The organism is Rossellomorea sp. y25 (genome assembly GCF_038049935.1).
In the GTDB taxonomy this organism is placed as follows: Bacteria; Bacillota; Bacilli; order Bacillales; family Bacillaceae_B; genus Rossellomorea.
Genome location: NZ_CP145886.1, coordinates 1,331,562 through 1,353,166, shown reverse-complemented (window position 1 = coordinate 1,353,166; position 21,605 = coordinate 1,331,562). Strand labels below are relative to the sequence as shown.

Annotated in this window: 27 protein-coding genes; 12 read left to right on the top strand and 15 right to left on the bottom strand. The window is 42.0% G+C overall.

From position 1 onward, the window contains the following. Positions 1 to 304 precede the first annotated feature (304 nt). The 5 genes from AAEM60_RS06665 to fabL form a co-directional block, all read right to left on the bottom strand. Positions 305 to 2,053 (bottom strand): ABC transporter ATP-binding protein, encoded by a 1,749-nt coding sequence (locus tag AAEM60_RS06665; RefSeq protein ID WP_299745085.1) that lies wholly within the window; start codon positions 2,051 to 2,053, stop codon positions 305 to 307. Positions 2,054 to 2,215: 162 nt separating this feature from the next. After that, the gene (locus AAEM60_RS06660) at positions 2,216 to 2,746 is read right to left on the bottom strand and encodes a DUF402 domain-containing protein (protein WP_299745151.1); all 531 of its coding nucleotides are present in this window, start codon (positions 2,744 to 2,746) and stop codon (positions 2,216 to 2,218) included. A gap of 251 nt (positions 2,747 to 2,997) precedes the next feature. Then, positions 2,998 to 3,261: a YgaB family protein gene (locus tag AAEM60_RS06655; protein WP_299745082.1), complete on the bottom strand. Its 264-nt coding sequence runs from the start codon at positions 3,259 to 3,261 to the stop codon at positions 2,998 to 3,000. Positions 3,262 to 3,458: 197 nt separating this feature from the next. Then, positions 3,459 to 3,665, bottom strand: coding sequence for a gamma-type small acid-soluble spore protein (locus AAEM60_RS06650; RefSeq protein WP_299745079.1), 207 nt, complete (start codon positions 3,663 to 3,665; stop codon positions 3,459 to 3,461). A gap of 76 nt (positions 3,666 to 3,741) precedes the next feature. Further along, the gene (gene fabL / locus AAEM60_RS06645; protein WP_034762580.1) at positions 3,742 to 4,485 is read right to left on the bottom strand and encodes an enoyl-[acyl-carrier-protein] reductase FabL; all 744 of its coding nucleotides are present in this window, start codon (positions 4,483 to 4,485) and stop codon (positions 3,742 to 3,744) included. A 103-nt stretch (positions 4,486 to 4,588) separates the two neighbouring features. Between fabL and AAEM60_RS06640 the strand changes: the two genes are divergently transcribed. Beyond that, positions 4,589 to 4,813, top strand: a complete 225-nt coding sequence (locus tag AAEM60_RS06640; RefSeq protein WP_299745069.1) for a hypothetical protein — start codon at positions 4,589 to 4,591, stop codon at positions 4,811 to 4,813. A gap of 39 nt (positions 4,814 to 4,852) precedes the next feature. On the opposite strand, the gene mutY is transcribed toward AAEM60_RS06640, so the two are convergent. Together mutY and AAEM60_RS06630 are read right to left on the bottom strand one after the other, a co-directional pair. Further along, positions 4,853 to 5,959: an A/G-specific adenine glycosylase gene (gene mutY / locus AAEM60_RS06635; protein WP_299745066.1), complete on the bottom strand. Its 1,107-nt coding sequence runs from the start codon at positions 5,957 to 5,959 to the stop codon at positions 4,853 to 4,855. A 49-nt stretch (positions 5,960 to 6,008) separates the two neighbouring features. Beyond that, positions 6,009 to 6,317 (bottom strand): hypothetical protein, encoded by a 309-nt coding sequence (locus AAEM60_RS06630; protein ID WP_299745063.1) that lies wholly within the window; start codon positions 6,315 to 6,317, stop codon positions 6,009 to 6,011. Positions 6,318 to 6,407: 90 nt separating this feature from the next. Here AAEM60_RS06630 and AAEM60_RS06625 point away from each other — a divergent pair, with 90 nt between their 5' ends. Further along, a complete protein-coding gene (locus AAEM60_RS06625; RefSeq protein ID WP_299745060.1) occupies positions 6,408 to 7,394 on the top strand; it encodes a metal-dependent hydrolase in 987 nt (328 codons plus the stop codon). A 43-nt stretch (positions 7,395 to 7,437) separates the two neighbouring features. On the opposite strand, the gene AAEM60_RS06620 is transcribed toward AAEM60_RS06625, so the two are convergent. Then, the gene (locus AAEM60_RS06620) at positions 7,438 to 7,713 is read right to left on the bottom strand and encodes a YfhJ family protein (RefSeq protein WP_299745057.1); all 276 of its coding nucleotides are present in this window, start codon (positions 7,711 to 7,713) and stop codon (positions 7,438 to 7,440) included. A 151-nt stretch (positions 7,714 to 7,864) separates the two neighbouring features. On the opposite strand from AAEM60_RS06620, the gene AAEM60_RS06615 reads away from it, so the two are divergent. Both AAEM60_RS06615 and AAEM60_RS06610 read left to right on the top strand, forming a co-directional pair. Further along, entirely contained in the window at positions 7,865 to 8,029 is a 165-nt protein-coding gene (locus AAEM60_RS06615; RefSeq protein ID WP_044339716.1) for a small, acid-soluble spore protein K, read from the top strand. Between the two features lie 31 nt (positions 8,030 to 8,060). Then, on the top strand, positions 8,061 to 8,219 hold the full coding sequence (locus AAEM60_RS06610; protein WP_082051311.1) for a YpzG family protein: 159 nt from the start codon (positions 8,061 to 8,063) through the stop codon (positions 8,217 to 8,219). A 38-nt stretch (positions 8,220 to 8,257) separates the two neighbouring features. On the opposite strand, the gene AAEM60_RS06605 is transcribed toward AAEM60_RS06610, so the two are convergent. Further along, the gene (locus AAEM60_RS06605) at positions 8,258 to 8,584 is read right to left on the bottom strand and encodes a YfhH family protein (protein ID WP_299745047.1); all 327 of its coding nucleotides are present in this window, start codon (positions 8,582 to 8,584) and stop codon (positions 8,258 to 8,260) included. A gap of 503 nt (positions 8,585 to 9,087) precedes the next feature. Between AAEM60_RS06605 and AAEM60_RS06600 the strand changes: the two genes are divergently transcribed. Next, positions 9,088 to 9,759, top strand: coding sequence for an SDR family oxidoreductase (locus AAEM60_RS06600; RefSeq protein ID WP_299745044.1), 672 nt, complete (start codon positions 9,088 to 9,090; stop codon positions 9,757 to 9,759). A gap of 43 nt (positions 9,760 to 9,802) precedes the next feature. On the opposite strand, the gene AAEM60_RS06595 is transcribed toward AAEM60_RS06600, so the two are convergent. Both AAEM60_RS06595 and recX read right to left on the bottom strand, forming a co-directional pair. Beyond that, positions 9,803 to 10,216, bottom strand: coding sequence for a hypothetical protein (locus AAEM60_RS06595; RefSeq protein WP_299745041.1), 414 nt, complete (start codon positions 10,214 to 10,216; stop codon positions 9,803 to 9,805). Between the two features lie 43 nt (positions 10,217 to 10,259). Continuing rightward, complete coding sequence (gene recX, locus AAEM60_RS06590) at positions 10,260 to 11,066, bottom strand: recombination regulator RecX (RefSeq protein WP_299745039.1); 807 nt, start codon at positions 11,064 to 11,066, stop codon at positions 10,260 to 10,262. 90 nt (positions 11,067 to 11,156) lie between these two features. Here recX and AAEM60_RS06585 point away from each other — a divergent pair, with 90 nt between their 5' ends. The 3 genes from AAEM60_RS06585 (at position 11,157) to AAEM60_RS06575 (ending at position 12,551) form a co-directional block, all read left to right on the top strand. Beyond that, positions 11,157 to 12,062, top strand: a complete 906-nt coding sequence (locus tag AAEM60_RS06585; protein WP_299745036.1) for a TIGR01777 family oxidoreductase — start codon at positions 11,157 to 11,159, stop codon at positions 12,060 to 12,062. Positions 12,063 to 12,133: 71 nt separating this feature from the next. After that, on the top strand, positions 12,134 to 12,259 hold the full coding sequence (locus AAEM60_RS06580; RefSeq protein ID WP_079531092.1) for a YfhE family protein: 126 nt from the start codon (positions 12,134 to 12,136) through the stop codon (positions 12,257 to 12,259). Positions 12,260 to 12,365: 106 nt separating this feature from the next. Further along, positions 12,366 to 12,551 (top strand): YfhD family protein, encoded by a 186-nt coding sequence (locus AAEM60_RS06575; RefSeq protein WP_044339722.1) that lies wholly within the window; start codon positions 12,366 to 12,368, stop codon positions 12,549 to 12,551. A 96-nt stretch (positions 12,552 to 12,647) separates the two neighbouring features. On the opposite strand, the gene AAEM60_RS06570 is transcribed toward AAEM60_RS06575, so the two are convergent. Next, a complete protein-coding gene (locus AAEM60_RS06570; protein WP_341357706.1) occupies positions 12,648 to 13,142 on the bottom strand; it encodes a DoxX family protein in 495 nt (164 codons plus the stop codon). 319 nt (positions 13,143 to 13,461) lie between these two features. On the opposite strand from AAEM60_RS06570, the gene AAEM60_RS06565 reads away from it, so the two are divergent. Both AAEM60_RS06565 and AAEM60_RS06560 read left to right on the top strand, forming a co-directional pair. Then, a complete protein-coding gene (locus tag AAEM60_RS06565; RefSeq protein ID WP_341357705.1) occupies positions 13,462 to 15,084 on the top strand; it encodes an AarF/UbiB family protein in 1,623 nt (540 codons plus the stop codon). Between the two features lie 65 nt (positions 15,085 to 15,149). After that, the gene (locus AAEM60_RS06560; protein ID WP_299745009.1) at positions 15,150 to 15,332 is read left to right on the top strand and encodes a hypothetical protein; all 183 of its coding nucleotides are present in this window, start codon (positions 15,150 to 15,152) and stop codon (positions 15,330 to 15,332) included. A 155-nt stretch (positions 15,333 to 15,487) separates the two neighbouring features. Here the strand turns inward: AAEM60_RS06560 and AAEM60_RS06555 are convergent, their stop codons facing one another. Next, entirely contained in the window at positions 15,488 to 15,811 is a 324-nt protein-coding gene (locus tag AAEM60_RS06555; RefSeq protein WP_299745006.1) for an MGMT family protein, read from the bottom strand. Beyond that, positions 15,808 to 17,577, bottom strand: coding sequence for an ABC transporter ATP-binding protein (locus AAEM60_RS06550; protein WP_341357704.1), 1,770 nt, complete (start codon positions 17,575 to 17,577; stop codon positions 15,808 to 15,810). Before AAEM60_RS06550 ends, AAEM60_RS06555 begins: the two co-directional genes overlap by 4 nt. A 121-nt stretch (positions 17,578 to 17,698) precedes the next feature. On the opposite strand from AAEM60_RS06550, the gene AAEM60_RS06545 reads away from it, so the two are divergent. After that, positions 17,699 to 18,472 carry a Cof-type HAD-IIB family hydrolase gene (locus AAEM60_RS06545; RefSeq protein ID WP_341357703.1) on the top strand — a complete coding sequence of 258 codons (774 nt, stop codon included), beginning with the start codon at positions 17,699 to 17,701 and terminating at the stop codon, positions 18,470 to 18,472. Between the two features lie 116 nt (positions 18,473 to 18,588). Beyond that, positions 18,589 to 19,101, top strand: coding sequence for a CBO0543 family protein (locus AAEM60_RS06540; protein WP_299744998.1), 513 nt, complete (start codon positions 18,589 to 18,591; stop codon positions 19,099 to 19,101). A 138-nt stretch (positions 19,102 to 19,239) separates the two neighbouring features. Here the strand turns inward: AAEM60_RS06540 and AAEM60_RS06535 are convergent, their stop codons facing one another. Further along, positions 19,240 to 21,369 (bottom strand): ATP-dependent Clp protease ATP-binding subunit, encoded by a 2,130-nt coding sequence (locus tag AAEM60_RS06535; protein WP_299744995.1) that lies wholly within the window; start codon positions 21,367 to 21,369, stop codon positions 19,240 to 19,242. Positions 21,370 to 21,605 lie beyond the last annotated feature (236 nt).

Below are 21,605 nucleotides of genomic sequence, written 5' to 3'. Positions count from 1 at the left end.
CTTCGAAACTATCTCTCTTTTCTTAATAGTGCTTATTTTCTAAATTTTATATGTTTCTTATTATACAAGATGTTACAAATGTTGCAATCTATTTTCAGAATTTTTCCACACAAAATTCATATGCTCTTTCATTCCTAATTCAATTCAATATATGTCCAAATATTCTTTTCATTCCTTCCAGATAAAGTTATTTAGCCCTACTTTCTTCACGACACACCTGCAATAAGTTCGATATATTTTTTTGATATACAAAAAAAGTCATGACTTTTATCACATGTATCGTGATAAGTCATGACTTTACATTTTATTGATCAAGCTGTTGTACTTGGAACAGTTTATAATAATGGCCCTGCTTCGCCATCAACTCTTCATGTGTCCCCATTTCGACAACTTCTCCGTGTTCCATATGAATGATTCTATCAGCATGAGTGATCGTTGATAGACGATGGGCGACTATGAAGGTCGTCCGATCTTTCGCCAGGATTTCAAGGGATTCCTGGATCAGGTGTTCACTTTCCAGATCAAGAGCTGACGTTGCTTCATCCAGTATGAGTATCGGCGGGTTTTTAAGGAATACCCTGGCAATCGCGACACGTTGCTTCTGTCCGCCCGATAGTTTCACGCCTCGTTCCCCTACTTTCGTGTCATAGCCTTGAGGTAATTTCATGATGAAATCATGTGCGTTCGCCGCCTTGGCAGCTTCTATTACTTCTTCATCCGTCGCATCAGGATTACCGAATTTAATATTCATCTTGACCGATTCACTAAAGAGAATATTGTCCTGAAGAACCATTCCGATATTGTCCCGCAATGATCTCACCTGAAATCTTCTGATATCCGTACCATCTAAAAGAATTTCACCATCTGTAACATCGTAGAACCGGGGAATCAGACTGACGAAGGATGATTTCCCTCCTCCGCTCATCCCGACCAGAGCAACGGTTTCACCCGTTTTAATATCAAGGTTGAGATTACGCAGTACCTCCTCCTCTTCAGATTCATAGCGGAAGGAAACATTTTTAAAATGAATATCCCCGCGTACATTTTTACAAGGAATCGCACCTGGTTCATCATCAATATCATACTTCTCATCCATGAACTCAAATACACGGTCCATGGAAGCGATCGATTGAGTCAAGGTTGTTGAAGAATTCACCAGTCGTCTAAGCGGACCATAAAGACGATCGATATATGCGATAAAGGCAGCCATCGTACCAATGGTCAAATCTCCATCAATGACTTGCAGTCCAGCATACCCAATGATGATTAATGGAGAAATATCCGTAATAGTATTCACAACCGCGAACGCTTTCGCATTCCAGCTTGTTTGCTTCAAGGCCTTGGTTAAGAAATTGCTATTCTGATCCTGAAACTGTTTCTGTTCGTAGTCTTCAACAGCAAAGCTCTTTATGACGGCCATCCCCTGGACCCGTTCGTGTAAATGACTTTGAACCTCCGCCAATGCCTGAGAACGGTCTCTCGTCAACCCTCTAAGTCTTCCAAAGAAATAACGGACGGAGAAAGCATAGAAAGGAAACGCTATAAGAGAAACAAGTGTTAACGAAACATCCATCGTAAACATGATGGAGAGGGCAATGACTATGGTAGCCGCATCGAGCCATAGATTCATCAGTCCGGTGATCACGAAATTCTTCGTTTGCTCAACGTCATTGATGACCCTGGAAATGACTTCCCCCGCTCTTGTATTCGAATAATATTTAAAGCTTAGTCGTTGAATATGTGAAAACAAATGATCCCTCAAATCATACAGGATCTTGTTACCCGTCCACTGAGCAAAGTATTGCCTATAATACTCTACAGGCGGTCTTACAAGTAAGAAAAGGACAAGCATGATCCCCATGATCATCAGTAATTGATCGGTCTTTTCTTCCGCAGATAAGCCAGAAGCCCCTACTATATCATCAATGACATATTTGATTAAAATCGGAATCAATAAGGGAATCGTAAATTTAATAATACCTATAATTAATGTACCGATAATTTGCCACCGATAAGGTTTTACAAATTGAAGGTAGCGTTTGATACTATCCAAGTGATTACTCCTTTCTAAGATGTTAGTATTTATTTTGCCCCAATAAAAAGGGATGACCCTGTATGGAACGCAGCACTGTTCCTCTTCAAATCCTGTTTGGGAATGAAAAGGTTGCTCCTTACTGGGTCAGCCCTTTAATGCCTATACAATTTTCCAGCTGTGTTACCCCCTGTGAGTCAAATAGCGCTCGTACCAAATATCAATAAAGTCCGGAGCAAAAGGCCCTTTTCTTTGTCGGATCCAGCGAACAAGCTTGTCTACATTTCGCTTCAGGATGTGATCGATCACATCCGGGTAACCGTACAATTTACGATGAGCTTCATACTCATCCTCATCCAGCAATGTATATGTCATATCAGGAAACACTTTAATATCCAAGTCGTAATCGATATACTTGATCGCTTCATGATCATATACAAATGGTGAACTTAAATTACAATAATAATAAATACCGTCCTCACGAATCATACAAATAATGTTAAACCATAGCTCTGAATGGAAATAGCATATTGCCGGTTCACGGGTCATCCACGTTCTTCCGTCGGATTCCGTCACCATCGTTCGATCATTTCCACCGATAATCTGATTGCTTGTTCCTTTCAGGATCGTCGTCTCATTCCATATCCGGTGAATGTTGCCATCATGCTTAAAGCTATGTATTTGTACAGATTTTCCTTCTGTGGGAACCGCCATCGTATCCCCTTCTTTCATTTCATAATTACCCTTATATATACTTATCTATTCTATCATTATAACGTTTCCTCAGAAAATTTAAAACAAAAGGGCTATCCTTAAAGAAAATATCCTTTAAGAATCGCCCGATTTCGGTTCAAAAATGGGTTTTTATTATAAATTGGGAGAGCTGCCTTTTACTTGACCCGCATTTGGGTGAAAGGTTTATTCGTGAAACATATCTCGTTTCCACTTACGTTTAAAGTTGCTTTTTACGTTGTCACACTGTTTTGTTCCTTTTGATATGAACGAATCACATCATCGGTTTGCCGTTGAAACATTTTTTGAATCTCTTTAAGTTCCTTCTTTTTTGACGCAATCTCTCTCTTTATAGATTCAACCTTCGTCATCTCTTGAAGCTGAAGTAATTCCTTTTCCAGATCCTGACACCGTTCTATCTCCGACTGAAGATATAACAACTTATCCATCGTTTCTAACTGCTCTGAAACCAACTCATTAAATCGATGCTGTATCACTCCAACCAACTCCTCTAAACAAGCTCTCCTAAAACATTCTCCTTTCCAACCCCAAACCCTTTGACAACTTCTGTCACAATGCCACCAGTTTTGTCGATGTGGATCTGAGTGTGTGCGGGCGTTCGAATTCCATTATATGTAAAAATACGAAAAAGCACCCAATCAATTGGGTGCTTTCTCCGTCAAGAACAATTCAATTATTGTTGTTGACCGTATTTACCAGAAGCTTTCGCTTTGTTAGCTTCTGCTTGTTGGTTTTGTTGTTTCACATGTTGAGCTGCTGTTGTTTCTGAAGCGAACTCAGTACCGTATTGTTGTTGCTGAGTTGCACCAGCTTGAGCGTTTTGTTGCTTAACATGTTGAACGCTTGTACCAGCTTGAGTTTTGTTTGGTTGTTTTGCCATTGTAATCACCTCCACGCTTATTAAGATAACCAAGCGTGGATTTCACTATTCGATTTTTTTCAGGAAAAACATTCCACTAAACGAGTAGTGAACGACCGCCATCGACGATGATGGTTTGTCCTCTGATCATGGAAGAATCGTCCGAAACGAGGAACATGACAGACTTCACAAGATCATCAATTTCCACCATTCGTCCTGCAGGTGTTTTACTGCGGGCATCTTCCAGGAGCTCTTCACGATTAGGGAAATGCTTGAGTGCATCTGTATCGATCGCACCACCGGAAACTGCATTTACGATAATGTCACGTGGTGCAAGCTCAACGGCAAGATAACGCGTTAATGCTTCAACTGCAGCTTTAGATACTCCCACAGTTGTGTAATTGTCTAAATAACGGATGGATCCCAATGAGCTTATGCTTACGATGCGTCCGCCCTTATCCATTAACTTTGCTGCTTCCTGGGCACAGAATAGTAATGCCTTGCTGTTAATGTTCATCGTCCAATCCCAATGAGATTCTTCAAGCTCCATGACTGGACGAAGAACCCCTGATGCTGCGTTACTAACCAAAACATCCAAACGGCCGAACTCTTCTTTGATCTGTTCGAACATCGATTTGATTTTATCGACGTCCCCTACATTCGCCCGTACGACAAATGCTTTTCGTCCCAACTTTTCCACCTGTTCAGCCGTTTCAAGTGCACCTTTTTTGCTTCGTGCGTAATTAACGACGATATCGTATCCTTTTTCAGCTAGTTGAATTGCGATTTCCCGTCCAAGTCCGCGGCTGCTACCTGTGACTAATGCTACTTTTTGACTCATGTTGATCATCCTTTCAATTTCATTTTCCATTTGGTGTAAGGCATAACCATGTCTTTAACATGCACACTAATAAGAGCATGTCAGTTAAATGGAGGAATGAGTTATGTATGTAGGCAGAGATATGACAGAGCTTTCAATGATTCCAAAAAATGAATGGGAGAAAAGCGAGCTTGCTTTCTTTCATCATTCACTACAACAAATAGTACCCTATTTGAACGCAGAAGGACAATCGATTCACCGAGAAATTATTGAGGAAATTGAAAACCGCGGTGGATTGAAGCGGGGTGAAGCAGATTATACTCATGGCACGAAGGTTAGTTACGATTGAAATGATTATATAAAGAGCAACCATCACGGCTGCTCTTTTTTATTTTTGCAGTATTCCTGCTCCAGTTTCCTTCCAAATTTTCTGATGGGAAACGGGGAAGGCATATTTCTCTAATTCTTCAGTCGTAACGGCAATCAGGTCGCTGGCATCAAGAGTAGCGCTGTCGATAGAACCAACATATACTTCAATGTCCCACACTATGTGAGAGAATATATGCTGGATTTTCGTGACAACCCCTGCTTTCAAAGAGCAATCTACCTTGTATTCTTCCTCCATGAAATCAACCAATTGCTTTCGACCGCCGCTTGAATTTCCCACTTCAAAATTAGGGAATTCCCATAAATTCGCAAGCAGACCTTTATTTGGACGTTTATGAATAACGACTCGATCATCTTCCGTAAACAAAACAGCTGCCGCCATATTCAATTTACGGGCAGATTTCTTCTTCGATTTGATCGGAAGCTCAGTTTGAACCCCTTCTTCAAATGCCTGGCAGTGCTCCCGAACAGGACATAGTAAGCAGGATGGTGAAGTCGGAGTACAAATCAGGGCACCAAGTTCCATCAATGCCTGATTGAAATAGGATGGGTTCTCTTCAGAAATCAAATTTCTGACGGCTTCTTCAAACACTTTTCGTGAAGCAGGTTTGGCAATATCCAGCCAGATGGACAGGATACGTGAAAATACCCTCATGACATTTCCGTCGACAGCAGGCTCCGGTTTGCCATAGGCAATACTCAAGATCGCTCCCGCTGTGTATGGGCCCACTCCTTTTAAAGACGAAATCTCTTTCGGAGTATCAGGGACGATACCATCATACTTTTCGTTCACTTCTTTTACAGCGGATTGGAGATTCCTGACTCTCGAGTAATAGCCGAGTCCTTCCCATGCTTTCAGGACATCTTCTTCGTCTGCAATTGCAAGAGCATCTATGGTAGGAAATTTTTCGATGAATCGGTTAAAATAAGGTATGACCGTATCCACCCTCGTTTGCTGAAGCATGATTTCGGACACCCACACTTTGTAGGGATCTTGATCCTTCCTCCACGGCAGATCTCGCTGTTCTCTTGAAAACCATGAGATTAAATCTTTCTGGAATTCCTCACGGTTAATGGTTTGTAAATGTTTCAATGGTTCTTCAGTCAATTTTTTACCTCCAGGATGTTAAATGTTACGTTGAATAGGGAATAAATAATTAAAGCTGTGTTTTTAATCCAACAAGGTTTATTTCTTTTAACCCTCCACAAATACATTCGTCCAATAATCCAAATAATAAATGACGACGGGAAGTTCGTAAACGTTTCAAAACATGGAAATGGGATTCCGTGGGCACAATAAACCGTTCGATGTAACGATTAGAGTCGGCTTCAGACTTTTCCCATTGGATATTAAAGGCGTCGTATTGTGGTAATGTCTCTACAATATTATTCATAATCTGCTTATATTGAGGTTGAAAATTTTGTTTTATTTCATATTCTAAGTAAATGTGTAAAGTGTTTTTCATTGAAATAAACTCCTTTTAACCATATCATGTTCAAAAATGAATACAAGTCATAAAGAAAACAGATGAAAATGAGCCAAGGGAGGACTTTTTTTGGATACAGGCACTCATATTGTCATGGGTTTCGCTCTTGGGGGCTTAGCCACCCTGGATCCCGTTGTTGCTGAAAGTGCAGCCACTTCTCAAAGTGTGTTAGTTGCAGCAGTCATCGGCTCTCAAATACCAGACATTGATACCGTTTTGAAATTACGCAATAATGCTGTTTATATACGTCATCACCGAGGCATCACCCATAGCATTCCAGCCGTTGCTCTATGGCCGCTTTTAATCGTCGCTTGTCTTTATCCATTTTTCCCGGGGGCAGATTTGCTTCATTTATGGATTTGGACATTTGTGGCCGTATTCCTTCATGTATTTGTCGACATTTTCAACGCCTATGGGACCCAGGCAATCAGGCCGATTTCGTCGAAATGGGTCGCTTTAGGGGTCATTAACACGTTTGACCCGATTATTTTCGGGATTCATATTGGGGGATTGATCCTTTGGGGCTTTGGATTACCACCGGGAAAAACCTTTTTGGTCATGTACATTGTGATTTTTGCTTATTATGTATTGAGATTCCAGGTTCAAAAAGCCGTGAAAAATGCGGTGAAGCGAAGAATTCCGAAAGCGGAGAAAATCATCGTTTCGCCGACCATCCGATTTTTCCAATGGCGATTAGCCATCGTGACGAAGGAGCATTATTATGTCGCAAGGGCATTTAGACGGTCGATTACGATTTTTGATAAATTTGAACGGATACCGATACCTGAAAATCCAGTGATCAATGCTGCTAAAAAAGATAAAAATCTTGCAGCCTTTCTTTCCTTTTCACCGGTTTTCCGCTGGGAATTGGACGAATACGACGATCACTTTGAAGTACGCTTTATCGATCTTCGCTACAGAAATAATGGACACTATCCATTTGTCGCCCTGGTCCAGCTCGACAAAGACCTGAACATCGTCAGCTCCTACACAGGATGGGTCTTCAGCGAAGAAAAACTCCGCTCAAAAGTCGACATCGACATTTTAATCGATTAAAGCAGTGAGGGACGGACCTTTTCAAGGTCCGTCCCTCATCACTTTAGTGTACTAAATCGCCATCTTCTTTATCGTCGATCAGGTGTTTGTATTTAGGGTTTTGTGCAGCAAATTCATGGATCTGTTCCCCGTACGTATTGACCCATTGGCGAACGACTTTCTCCGTTACTGCTTTCCCTTTATAATCGTAACCTGCTTTTGCGTATGTTGCTTCGAAATCCTCCCAGACAAGTTCAATCCAGGTTCTCGCTTTTTCATAAGATAGCTTGTTATTTTTTTCAATTAACAATTGTGTTAATTCGTGGAATGTTGACTCCATTTTGTCTCCTCCTTTTCCATATATTTAGTTCCCGCTTTTATGATAATGTACACCATTTCACCCATACTATTAGTACGTGGTTAAGCTTAGTTGTGAATCTTTGCTTCTTCACGGTATGAGTAAGTACATTTCACCTTTTAGGAGGCACATTATGCGAAATAAAACGACAGGGTTCCCTAACATGAATAACAATAAATTCGAAGGTGAACCGAGAGCTAAAGCGGAATTTGCATCTAAAAGGGCTAACGGCACCATCAATACCCATCCTCAAGAACGTATGAAAGCTTCTGGAGAAAGAGATCACGACTCACTTTAATGAAGTGAAATTTGTTTAGGGGGTAGTCACGATGGCAAACATGAAAAACAACTTCTACCGAAATAAGTACAGTAGTCCATTTAACAAGGCATTCTACAATCCAAAGCATGCCCATTCCCAAGCTAATGGACAAACCACACAAACTCAAGACTTAATCATTCTAGAGAACCAGACACGCAAGCGTTCCTAGACTGCTTCCGAGGTCCGTCCCTATGACGGACCTCTTCATTATTTCTTTTCTCCAGCTAAAAGGGAGATAGGCAAAGCCTCTTCTTTTCCATCGCCACCCAAGCGATATCCCCAAGCGAATACCCCGTTTAAGTAGTCCACTCTGAAATATGTACCGGGATCTCCTTCTATCGCGTAGATTCCACCAGGCTTGTAGCTGTCAGGATCCATTAAATAAGCCTGGGCCATAAGAGCCTTTCGCTCCAATACGGCAAACTCATTCACAATCCCCAGCTGTTCAGCCTTTCTTGCCTTTTCCTTCAACGAAGCAATTTCCTGCTTTAACTCATGCTCCGTCATCTCACTATATCTTCTCTCTTGTTCCATCTTCATCACCTCTACTAATAGTAGTATAGAGAAAATGATACAATAAGAAAAGCGGAAGCGGCTTGGTCAGCCCCGACAAGCATAAGACGGGATGGCTGAAAAGGCGTTCTTTGCCTTTTTGGCCATCGCGGCTTATGACCTCGAGGGGCTAGCCGCTGGAGCTGGACAATAAGAAAAGCGGAGACGACTGGGTAGACCCGACAAGCACTTTTGGAAAATCCCAAAAGGCGCTCTTTGCCTTATGGGATTTTTAAAAAGTGATCTCGAGGGGCTAGGAGTCGTAGCTGGACAATAAGAAAAGCGGAAGCGGCTTGGTCAGCCCCGACAAGCATAAGACGGGATGGCTGAAAAGGCGTTCTTTGCCTTTTTGGCCATCGCGGCTTATGACCTCGAGGGGCTAGCCGCTGGAGCTGGACAATAAGAAAAGCGGAGACGGCTCGGTAGACCCGACAAGCACTTCGGACAATCATCTAACCACATTCACGAGAAAGGATGTTACCTTCATGAAAACAGCCATCATCACAGGAGGAGGCTCGGGCCTCGGAAAAGAATTAGGAAAACTTCTTAGCCAGCAAGGATATCATATCTTCCTTCTTGGACGAACGGAAGACCGCTTAAACGAAGCGGCAGCAGAAATCGAAAGCATAGGCGGAAAGGTTTCTTTTGCCACGTTGGATATACGTTCAACTGGTGCCATTCAACAATTCAGTGAAACTCACCTCCAGGGCCAACATGTAGAACTACTCATACATAACGCAGGGATAGGTTATTTCGGCCCCTTCAAGGATACGGACGATGAGGAATTAGTAAGCATGTTTGAAACGAATGCACTGGGTCCCATTCGACTTACCAAGGCACTGCTAAATCAACTGGCCCAAAATAGCACCATCATTAACATTATTTCAACAGCTGGCCTTAGAGGTAAAAAGAACGAATCATTGTATGTAGCGAGTAAGTTTGCTCTGAGAGGATTTGGTGAAAGTTTACAGAAGGAGTACGAGGATTCAAATCTTCGCATCGTGAATGCGTATATGGGTGGGATGAATACTCCATTTTGGGAGAACAGTGATCATATCAGTGATCCATCAAGGCTTCGCTCCCCTAAAGAAGTAGCTGAATTGATTGTGAATGAATACAAAGAAAAAGACGAAATCGTCATTGAATCAAAAAAATAAGCCTCAAAAGGCAGCCTTCCCTCAACGAAGACTGCCTTCTCATTTATGGAGCAAAGGGGAAGAATATAAAGGCCACGATAAATAATAACACTGGCACTAAAAATACAGCGAATGCATCAATAACCACTAAAAATGCCATCCAAACCCAGCGGATACCGTCTTTTCTTTTTAGAAACTGCTGAATCATCCGGGTGTTCACGAGGATGAAGAAGATCGTCAAACCCAAAATAAAAAATGGCATCACCCATTTCCCCATGGTTTCGGCGTATCCTAGGTTATACCACTCTTGTTTCCCCAGTGAATAGAAGCCAGTTTGGACTTTAATGATGATTTCACCAATAATAAATAGAATGGCTGCCCCCACCACTAATCCACCTGCATATAGCTTAAATTTTTTAGTCGTACCGATTAGCAGCAACAGTGTTAAACAAGCAAATAGTATCGTGAAAATCTCCACCAGGCTTCCCCCTTGTAGTTCACTCTATCTTGAAAACCAAAGATCATTCTTCATTTTCTTTTAACTCTTCTAAAAGTCTTTCAATGTCCTCCATTGAAAAACCTTTTCTATATAGCGTTTGTTTCATTTTTTGGACATACTCATATCCATCATATTTAGAACTAAGTTTTCTATGAGCCTTTAGCCCTTGGTGATAGACGGCATCCCATTTTTCATCGTCATCACGATCAGATTCCACTGTCTCCCAGACAATTTTCATGACAGAACCAGGATAACCTTTTCGCATCAGGTTTTGTTCAATTTTTTGCCTGGCGATCATTTTGGAATCTTTCCGGTACTTTTGAAGAAGTTTTTCGGTTAGTCCGACCGCCTTGTCTACCTGCTTCTCTTCGGTAAATACAGCAAGGGCCTCTTCGATATAAGGGTCATCCACCCCTTTTCTTCTTAATTCCCCGCGGATCCATGTCGGACCCTTATCAGAGGTATTCATGTGGGTCCCGACAAAAGCGTGGGCGAATTCTAAATCATTGATGTATTTAATATCATTTAATTTATGAATCACTTCCTGTATGACGCCATCTTCAGGATCACCTTCTTGTAAATGGTCCCTAATTTCTTTTTCCGTACGCATTCGATAGGCTAAATACTGAATGGCTTTATTGAATGCTTTTTTCACATCGTCTTCGTACTGTAGCTCGGAGATTTCAAGCTCATCGACTTCCAATCCTTTTCTGAGCTGGAACTTCGCCAATACTGCTTCATCGACACTGAAAGAATATTTTCCATCTATAAATAAATTGTAACGCTCATCGTTCTTTACTTGCTTCGTTATTTTCGTAATCTTACCCATTTTTTCCACCTCATAGTAATCCTAACACATTCAGCATATGTTTTTTATTCTGTAGATAGGTAAAATAATATGTATATTGGAGGGATGATGATGAAGATCGCTATAACAGGTGGTACGGGTTTTGTCGGTCAGGCTTTGACGGATGAACTTCTCGAACACCATCACGAAGTAATGATACTTACCCGGAACCCGGATAAATACGACAATCGTTCAGGTGTTACCTACGTAAAATGGCTGTCCGACGGTGCGAAACCTGAAGATGCGCTCGAAGGAATCCAAGCCTTCATTAACCTTGCAGGGGAATCCATCAACAGCGGCCGCTGGACGGATGAGCGTAAAAAACGAATCATCAATAGCCGAATCAACTCGACTCAAGAGGTAATGAACATTATTAAGGCACTGAAAGAGAAACCCGCGTGTCTTATTAACGCAAGTGCAATCGGCTACTATCCTTCTTCAAAAACGAATACGTATACGGAAGCGTCAACGGAAACGGCAGACAACTTTTTAGGAGAAACCGTTCAAATATGGGAAAAAGAAGCGAGCAAGGCGAATCAGTTGGATATCCGGGTTGCATATGCTCGTTTCGGAATTATACTGGGAGAGGAGGAAGGCGCCCTCCCTCGTATCGCTCTTCCTTATAAAATGTTTGTGGGAGGAACGGTTGGGTCCGGTGACCAATGGATGTCGTGGGTCCATATTAAAGACATTGCAAGAGCGGTGCATTTCATTGTTAAAACACAATCCATCTCTGGACCGGTGAATGTGACAGCACCCTCTCCCGTTACCATGAAAGAATTCGGGAAAACACTCGGGGCCGTGCTTGGCAGGCCACACTGGATTCCTGTCCCTTCCCTTGCTTTAAAAGTAGCAATGGGTGAAATGAGCGCCTTAGTGCTAGAAGGCCAAAAAGTACTTCCGAGTGTCCTTTCAGAAAACGGTTTTCAATTTGAATACCCTGAATTAAAAAGTGCCTTGATTGACATTTATCATTAAAACACAGGTATGCCCCCTTCTTTTCAAGGCAAAAATAGAAGTAATCTTGAAAAGAAGGGATGTACATACGAATGGATAATAAGAAAAAGAAAGACAAAAACAAATCGGTTCTATCCAGTGCCCAGGAAGTAACGTATTCACGAGAATTCAAAGCAGCTGATCGTGCAGGCGGCTTCAGCTCCAAAGCCCATAGATAGACAATTATTACCTAACTAAAAACCCTTACTTTGAAGAAGAATAAAGGTACAGACTCCTTAGTCTGTACCTTTATTTTTTTAACCAACTGAAAAGGGGATGTTCATATTGGGCAGATCACGCGGAAATAGTAAACGAGGAAACAAAAACAGCTTGCCACAAACACCCGCTCAGCTCAAATCTGACGGTGTTGACGAAGAGTTCTCACGTGAACTTGCCGACCAGGCTGATATGGAAGCACAAGCTCGCGCCAATGCTGCCAACCAGCGTGCACGAGTGAAGAAAAACCAATAGTGCACTCCCTGTAGGTAAAAAAAGATAGGTTCTGAGGAATTCATTAAGAAACCACCCATGAGAAACCATCATGGGTGGTTTTAATTAAACGTACTATCATACCACGATCGGCTTTTTATGCTGTTTAGGAAGAACCATATGTTTCAGGTATGGTAACACCCATCGGTCAGCTCCCCAACAGAAAGCCCCTCTGCCGGCAAATAGAAGTATGATGGCAACTGTGTAGAGAACTGGATTCGTGCTCACTGTACCCGCCAATAAGAAATTTAAGTTCATGAATGCTCCTGCGACTAGTGCAGGTATTGTCATGAATCCGACAATCAAACCAGCTCCCACCAGCACTTCTCCCCAAGGAATCAAGATGTTGAATAAATCTACATTGGGAATAGCGAACCCTTTTAGAAATTCTGCGTACCACCCTTGAACGGCTGGATGATCTCCCGTCGCCTTAGCCAATGCTCCTTGCAAGAAGCCGGTTGCATCAAAACCATCATTCACTTTGTGCCAACCCGCTTCCAGCCACTGAACGCCCAACCAAATTCTAATCACTGTCCAAACCAAGCTCACCTTTTGATTTTCCCACCATCTCATGATGGATCATCTCCTTTTGGATGTATATTGTGAAATATTTCACAAGTGTGATTAAAAAAACAGTTGATCAAAGTTTGTGATGGTTTCGATTTGATAGCTGTTTTGTTTGTGAAATTTTTCACATTCTCTTTACACTTATAATATACCTCTTCTCCCTCCTTATTGCAATAGGCTTTTAAGCAGTTCACAAAGGTGTCAAAATACCATAAAAATCGAATGAAAAAAATGTAATATTTTGATTATAAGTTAGAGAAACTTTCTTCTTTTTTATCCGTATTACATAATAGATAGAGATAGTCCAGTTACGGGGGATGAAACGATGAAGTCAGAGAAGAAGCTTTGGAGAATGTGGAAGGTACTATCACTGGCTCTTTCCATCGTAGTAAGAGTCTATTGGTACCGTCTTCGCGGTAAGTCCCAATCGGAGAAAGATAAGCTTTGGGAAAAGATAGGAAAAGAGTTTAAAGAGACCTTATTTGAATTAAATGGTGTTTTGATCAAGGTTGGACAGCTCCTCAGTATACGTGAGGATTTACTGCCGAGAGGATTTATTAATCAAATACAGGATCTGGTCGATCACGTTCCTCCTTCACCATGGGAGGAGATTGAAAGGGTTCTGGAACGTGAATGGGACAGCTCAGTGACTACTAAGGTTCAGGCCATCGACCAGGAAGCTGTTGCATCAGCTTCTATAGGAGAAGTATATAAGGCGACGCTGTCAGATGGTAAGCAAGCAGCTATCAAGGTGCAGCGCCCTGAGATTCCTTCCCTGGTGAAGACGGATTTCCGCTCCCTTGCCATCATTATTTGGTTTGCCAGACATTTCGCACCTGTTCCAAAAGGGTTCATTGATTTCAAAATGCTTTATCAGGAATTGAAGCTGGTCATCGAGCAAGAGCTCGACTTTTCAAAGGAAATGAACACGGCCATTTCATTTAAGCAGCGGTTCAAGGACCATCCTAACGTGAAGATTCCTGCTATGTACCCTGAACTTTGTACAGATAAAGTATTGGTGATGGAGTGGGTGGATGGCGTTCGATTGAATGACCGAAAAGCATTTGAGTCGTATGGATTGGACGGTCAGAAGTTAGCTCAGGAATTGTTTCGCCTCTTCATTCCCCAATGGCTCGAGCCAGGAATCTTCCATGCCGACCCACATGCAGGGAATATACTGCTTCAACCGGATGGTACCTTCGTTCTCCTTGATTACGGAATGATCGGGGAAATTTCGAAGAGAGATTCCACTCACTTTCAAGATCTTCTGGAAGGAATCCTACTAAAAAATTTCCGGAAAGCAGCAGAAGCGCTGGCTCAATTAGGGTTCTTGCTTCCTGATGCAAGTCCGAAAACGATAGAACCCGTACTAAAGGAGTTTGTCACACTCGATATGGAGCAGTTCAAACAGATGGATCTGCTAACCGTGAAGAAAGAAATAAATGATATGGTGAAATCATTACCTGTACAAGTGCCTACCCGCTTCATCTTTTTAGGTCGGTCTTTTGCAACCATAGAAGGACTTGTCCATACATTGAGTCCCGATGAGGAAACCCTCGATGTCGTCAAACCCGCCTTCATGGATTGGATAAAGGATAGTAACACAAACAAGTGGGAGCTTCTCATGAAATGGATAAGTGCTCAGCCCTTGTTTCAAACGGTGCAAAAAGTCCGTCAGCTCCTGGACGTACCGGAAAAAGCACTCGAGCAAAAGGATCATCATCAGCAAAATGAGTTTCAATTTGTGGTATTTGAAAACCAGAAGAAGCAGGCTTTCATCCTTCTACTCTTCAGTGGTGTTGGCGCCTTCACAGGAATGGGATTCGACGTGGATTTCATTTGGCAAGGTAGTTTCGTCGTATCTGGATTAAGTTTAGTTGGTTATTTGTTTATCAGCTTCCGACAAAAACGTTGGCTGAAGAGACTTAGGAATGGACAGCTGAATTAATAAAAAAAGGTAACCTTGAATTTAGGTTACCTTTTTTATGGTAAAATATAGAAAGGAGGGATACCATGACAAATCCTAAAAAACCGTTTAATGATGTAACTGACCATTTGTCAAAAATCGAAGGAGCCTCCATGAGTAAACCCGAAATGGGGAGTCTGCCATTGGGAATCCGGATCATCGGATACGTGATCATTGGATTCACAGCCCTTACATCTTTATTTGTCATTGTTTTCGGCTTTCTTGATTGAAGCCTGGTTAAGATTTTGACATAGAGATGCCACAATGGAATCGGCCGGTACCGTTAGCCTGAACCAATAGAAATTAACTTTTTAGCTATGCAATTTTGAGGTGAGGAGTAATTTATGCGTCATTTTGAAATTATTGGAATTGATCACCCTTATCATTAAATGTCCCACTCCGGTTCGGGCTCATACCGATACTCCTCTAACCTGATCCGATTCTTCCCTATGAAATGAACCCCTTCAGCTTCCAAACATAGCCTTTGGGTCATCGCTTGCTCTTCATCCCCGAATCCAATTTCCCCCTTGCTATTCAAAACCCGGTGCCAGGGAAGTTTATACTTTTCACTCATGGAATGAAGAATCCGTACGATCTGCCTGGCAGCTCTTGGACTGCCTGCAAATGAAGCTATTTGACCGTACGTCATCACTTTTCCAGAAGGGATGCTCTGTATGATTTTTACAACTCGTTCAGTAAAAGGTTTCATGTTAATTTACTTCCTGCATCAGGATGCTCCCCTATCCTTAACTGCTGTCTCGCAAAGTCGCGGTATAAAGCATGGGAAGTAAACAATTCCTCATGTGTCCCCACTCCGGTCACCTTTCCTTTTTCTAAAAAGACAATTTGATCGGCATCCACGATGGTGGATAAGCGATGGGCAATCACGAGGGTGGTTCGTCCCTTCATTAAGTTCTTTAGGGCTTCCTGAACGACAATTTCTGATTGACTATCCAGGCTTGAAGTGGCTTCATCCAGCATGAGGATATCAGGATCCCTCAATAGGGCTCTTGCGATGGCAAGTCGTTGTCGCTGTCCTCCTGAAAGCTTGATTCCTCTTTCTCCTACTTCTGTTTGATAACCGTTAGGGAGTTCCTTAATAAATTCATGGGCATAGGCCATTTTTGAAGCGGCAATCATCTTTTCCTCTGATATATCCCCATCGAGCCCGTAAGAGATATTGTCCCCTATTGTGCCTGAATAGACCGGACTATCCTGGGAGACGTAGCCAAGAAGTTCCCGCCATGATTTTAGCGGGTATGAGCTGATTGTATCTTCCCCCAAGAGAATGGCTCCTTGCTGGGGCTTATAGAACTGCTCTATCAATGAAAAAAGTGTCGTTTTCCCACTTCCACTCGGACCTACGATGGCCGTAACTTTCCCTTTTTCAGCCCTTATCGTCACATCCTTTAACACCTTCTCCCCCTCTTCATACCCAAACGTCACGCCATTAAGAACCAGGGCAAGATCTGTTTGAGGAACGGACCTTCCATCCTCAAGGTTTTCTTCCTCTAAATTGAGAATCGATAACACTTTCTCTGTTGCTCCCACAGTTTTCTGGAATTGAGTTACAAACACGATGATCTGGGTGATCGGCATGATAATCTGAAAGAGGTAGATAAAGAAAGCAACAAGCTCCCCGGCCGTCATGGCCCCAGAAGTCACTCGAATACCACCGAACCCAATGATTAGGACAAGAACGATGATAATTAAAGAAGAAACGACCGGCGACATTAACGCTTGTATGATCCCTTCTTTTAATCCGAGGACATAAAGCTTCTTGATTCCTGTTTGACCTTTTTGAAATTCAATCCCCTCCGCATTGGATGACTTCACGAGACGGATTTCCGAAAGGACTCTCGTTAAGATAGCCGAGAAACTTGCAGTCTCGGTTTGCAATCCCCTTGAGATATCAGCCATCTTTTTGCCTATCGGGATAAGAAATAATAATGATAGTGGAATGATTGAAAACATCACCAAGGTAAGAGGCCAATCTAAATAAAACAGCACGATGATGGCACCTATTACAGAAATGATCCCTGTAATAAAGCCTGTCAGATGCTCGGTGATCAAGTTTTTGATCACTCCCGTATCACTGGTCATACGGCTGACCGAGTCACCCGTTTCATGCGAATCATAATAAGGAACGGGCAGAACCAGTAATTTTCTCCAAAGCTTCTCTCTCAAGGAAGCGATCACGTGCTGCCCGACCCTCGCCAATATGTAAACAGACACACCTCCCGCAATCGCTTGAACAAAAAAGGCAGCGATCATGCCTATGATGACCCCTTTGCTTAACGAATCTAAACTGAAGTCATCGATCAACTTACTTGTTAATAAAGGTATAGCAAGTCCCGCAATCGTTGTAAGTAGGCTCAAGAATAAAGAAATGCCAAACAGGGTTTTCGGTGGATCGGTTTCCTTTATTAAAGTAATAAGCTGCTTCCACTTACCCTTTTCATATGTAGACTCCATTGTTCTCTCCCTCTCAAATAGATACTCTTTTCTATTGTAATATGAAGTACAGTACTTAGGAAATAATACCTTCACTAAGTCGGCTCCCTAGAAGATTTGCTCCAATTATATTACACTGGAGATGAATGAATTAAAGGACGTGATAGGTATAATGGATATTAAATTAATTGCCCTGGATATGGATGGAACACTGGTCAATCATGAAGGAGAAGTATCTCCTGAAAACGCACAAGCCATTCAGCGTGCGAAGGAGAAAGGGATTCATGTGGTATTAAGTACTGGCCGCTCCCTTTTCACATGCCGGGATATTTCAGATGAGCTTGGCCGTTCATCTTATCTGGTGACTGTAAATGGCGGGGAAATTTACGATCATGAATACAATCTAGTAGACAGTATCCCACTTGATCTTGATCTTGTGAAACAGCTTTGGAAATTAAAAGAAGAGCATGATGTATACTTCTGGTCTTCCACTTCCCAAGGACTATTCAATACGAATAAGCCTTTTGATCAGGAAATCGATACCTATAACTGGCTGAAGTTTGGATTCGATATTCAGGATGATGACGTCCGCAAAGTCATGATGGACGAGCTGATGAAAAATGAAGCACTGGAAATCACCAATTCTTCGCCGACGAATATTGAAATCAATCCTGCAGGGGTCAATAAGGCCGCAGCTTTGGTCAAGGTCTGCAAATGGCTGGACCTTTCCATGGATCAAGTCATGGCGGTCGGGGACAGTATGAATGATATAGCCATGATTCGTGAAGCCGGATTCGGAGTGGCGATGGGGAACGCACAGGAAGCCGTGAAGGAAGCCGCTGACTGGGTCACTGGCCTCCATACAGATCATGGTGTTGCCCAGGCGATTGATAGAGTACTGGCAGAAAAGGAATAAAACAACCCTATTAAAGTGCCTGATTCAATGAGAATCAGGCACTTTATCTATTCAGAAGGTCTATTCCACCTCCGATAAGTCCATACTGAGTAACAAAAACAAGGATTGTACTCAATATGTATCTAATTCTGGTAGTGGTTGTTTATCTTATTTTCGCCAAGCTTTTTGTTGATTGGAAACGCTGGAGGGAGTATTATCCAACGGTTCAATATTATATTATTTGCAATCTCTCCTATAACGTGCTCTTTTATAACCATACACTTTGGGAATATAAAGCTGTGACGGTCGATTGGCTTAATCATACGTTTATTGATCTCGTTTTCACTTTTTTTATCATTCCTGTCGTCATCATGATCTTTCTTCGTTATTTTCCATATAGAAAAAAGAAATGGCTGTATCTTGCCTGCTGGATTGCTTACTTCACGTTATTGGAATACCTTTTTCATAAAAAAGGACTGTTCCTTTATGAAAATGGCTGGAATTTAGGATGGTCTGCACTTTTTAATGTCATCATGTTTACAATCTTAGGATTGCACCATAAAAGACCGTTACTTGCCATCATTATTTCCGTACCTATAATCGCGATTTTATTACTCGTTTTCCATCCGTCTTTACAAGATCTAAAGTGAGGGTGTTTTTATGACTTCCTTTTCGACCCCTGTATTTATTGTCTTAGTTTTAGGAGTTTATTTAGCTATGGCAGTTTATATCACTTTTTTGAAGAGGAAAGAATAGAAAAAGAAGCACCCAAAAGGATGCTTCTTTTCTTATTTGACGATGATCTCATCGTTTTCAAGTGAAATGACTACGTTGGTTATGCCATCTTCATCAAGAAGTAAGTCAGCGATTTTATCTTCCACTCTTTCCTGGATCACACGACGTAATGGGCGTGCACCGAATTCAGGATGATATCCCAGTTCAACGAGTTTACTCTTCGCATCTTCGTCGATGGTGACAGTAATCCCCTGCTCTTTTAGTTCAACCTTCAACTCGTCAAGCATAAGGTCAAGAATTTGAAGAAGCTCTCCTTTGTCAAGAGATTCAAATTCAATGATGCTGTCAAAACGGTTCAGGAACTCCGGCTTAAAGTAGGCACCGAGTGATTGCAGAATATTCGTTTCTTTAATCGCATCTGTGCCGCCTGTGTTAAAACCGACCACTGCTTCCTTCTTGTCCGTCACACCTGCGTTACTTGTCATGATGATCACAGTCTCTTTAAAGCTGACCGTTCTACCTTGACTGTCGGTGAGACGTCCATCTTCAAGAATTTGCAGGAACATATGCTGAACATCCGGATGTGCTTTCTCAATTTCATCCAGGAGAATGATTGAATAAGGGTTCCTTCTTACCTTTTCAGTCAATTGACCTGACTCCTCATGACCTACATAGCCTGGAGGTGAACCGATCAGTTTAGATACTGAGTGTTTCTCCATAAACTCACTCATATCTAATCGAAGCATGGAATCTTTAGAGCCGAATAACTCTTCTGCCAGTGTTTTCGTTAATTCTGTTTTACCTACACCTGTTGGTCCTACAAAGAGGAAAGTACCAATTGGACGATGCTTCGCCTTCAATCCTGCACGGCTGCGGCGGATCGCTTTCGCTACTTTTCTCACTGCTTCTTCCTGTCCGATTACTTTACCCGCCAGGTTTTCTTCCAGTGCTTTCATTCGTTTTCGATCATCACTTTGCAGCTTCCCAACAGGAATACCCGTTTTCGATTCAACGATCGTCTGAATCAGTTCTCTTTCTACAAATGCTTTAGAGTCTGACCCACCTTCACTAATTTGTCTTTCTAATTCTGCTTCTTGATCGCGAAGGATGGCAGCTTGTTCATAGTTCTCTTCTTTTGTTGCCAGATCCTTCTTCTCTCTTACATCGTTCAATTTTTTTAGGATGGCAGTCTTGTCTTTACCCTCTGACTGCAGATTGACTTTAGAACCTGCTTCATCCATTAAATCAATGGCCTTATCCGGTAAGAATCGATCCTGAATATATCGATGGGATAGTTTCACACAAGCCTCAATGGCCTCGTCTGTAAACTTGACTCCATGATAGTTTTCATATTTATCTTTTAATCCTCTAAGGATCTCAATAGCTTCTTCAGTTGTCGGCTCATTGACCAAGACCGGCTGGAAACGACGCTCGAGTGCTGCGTCTTTTTCAATTTGGCGGTACTCCTTCAATGTCGTAGCCCCGATTACTTGCAGTTCACCCCGGGCTAAAGCAGGTTTTAGAATGTTTCCTGCGTCCATGGAGCCTTCTGCGGAACCCGCCCCAACTAATTGATGAATCTCATCAATAAATAACATCACGTTCTTTCTATTCTGAAGTTCGCTGATGATGGCTTTTAAACGTTCTTCAAAAGAACCGCGAACCCCTGTACCGGCAGTTAGTGAAGCAACATCCATTACATACACTTCTTTATTTAATAACTTGGATGGTACATCACCTTCTACAATTTTAAGGGCCAACCCTTCAGCGATAGCTGTTTTACCCACGCCGGGCTCACCGATGAGTACAGGGTTATTCTTATTACGGCGATTTAAAATTTCAATGACGCGATCCACTTCTTTGTCCCTTCCGATAACCGGGTCAATCAAACCAGCTTTGGCTGCTCCTGTCACATTGCGTCCAAACTGATCGAGAACGCCATTTCCTCCATTTCCGCCTTGGGTTTGAGGAGATGATTGCTGATTGTGGAAGCCATGATTTTGGTTTCCACCCATGCTCATCCCTTTGAACAACTCATCAAACGGAAATCCTCCATGTATTCCAGAAGGCGTTTGCTGCTTTTGAAAGCAAGTTGAACACATCTTCATACTGGACTTATGACCATTCACTTGCTTATACACTTCAACTGTTGCTTGATTGTGTTGACATACTTGGCATTTCATTAAACATTACCTCCTGCAGTAGTGTTTTATATAAATAGTTTTGTAGATTGTATTATGGATAAGGTCAGTGTGTTTAGTATTCGTTTAAGCTGAGTTCGACTTTGACTTTCTTTGACCTTACAAACATAGTATACTTTGACCTTTTTTGACTTTCAAGATTTTTGCTTATGGGAATTTTTTCATTTTCAGTGGCTGATTGGCCTGTTGATTGCAGAGTATAGTAGGTGCAACGAAGT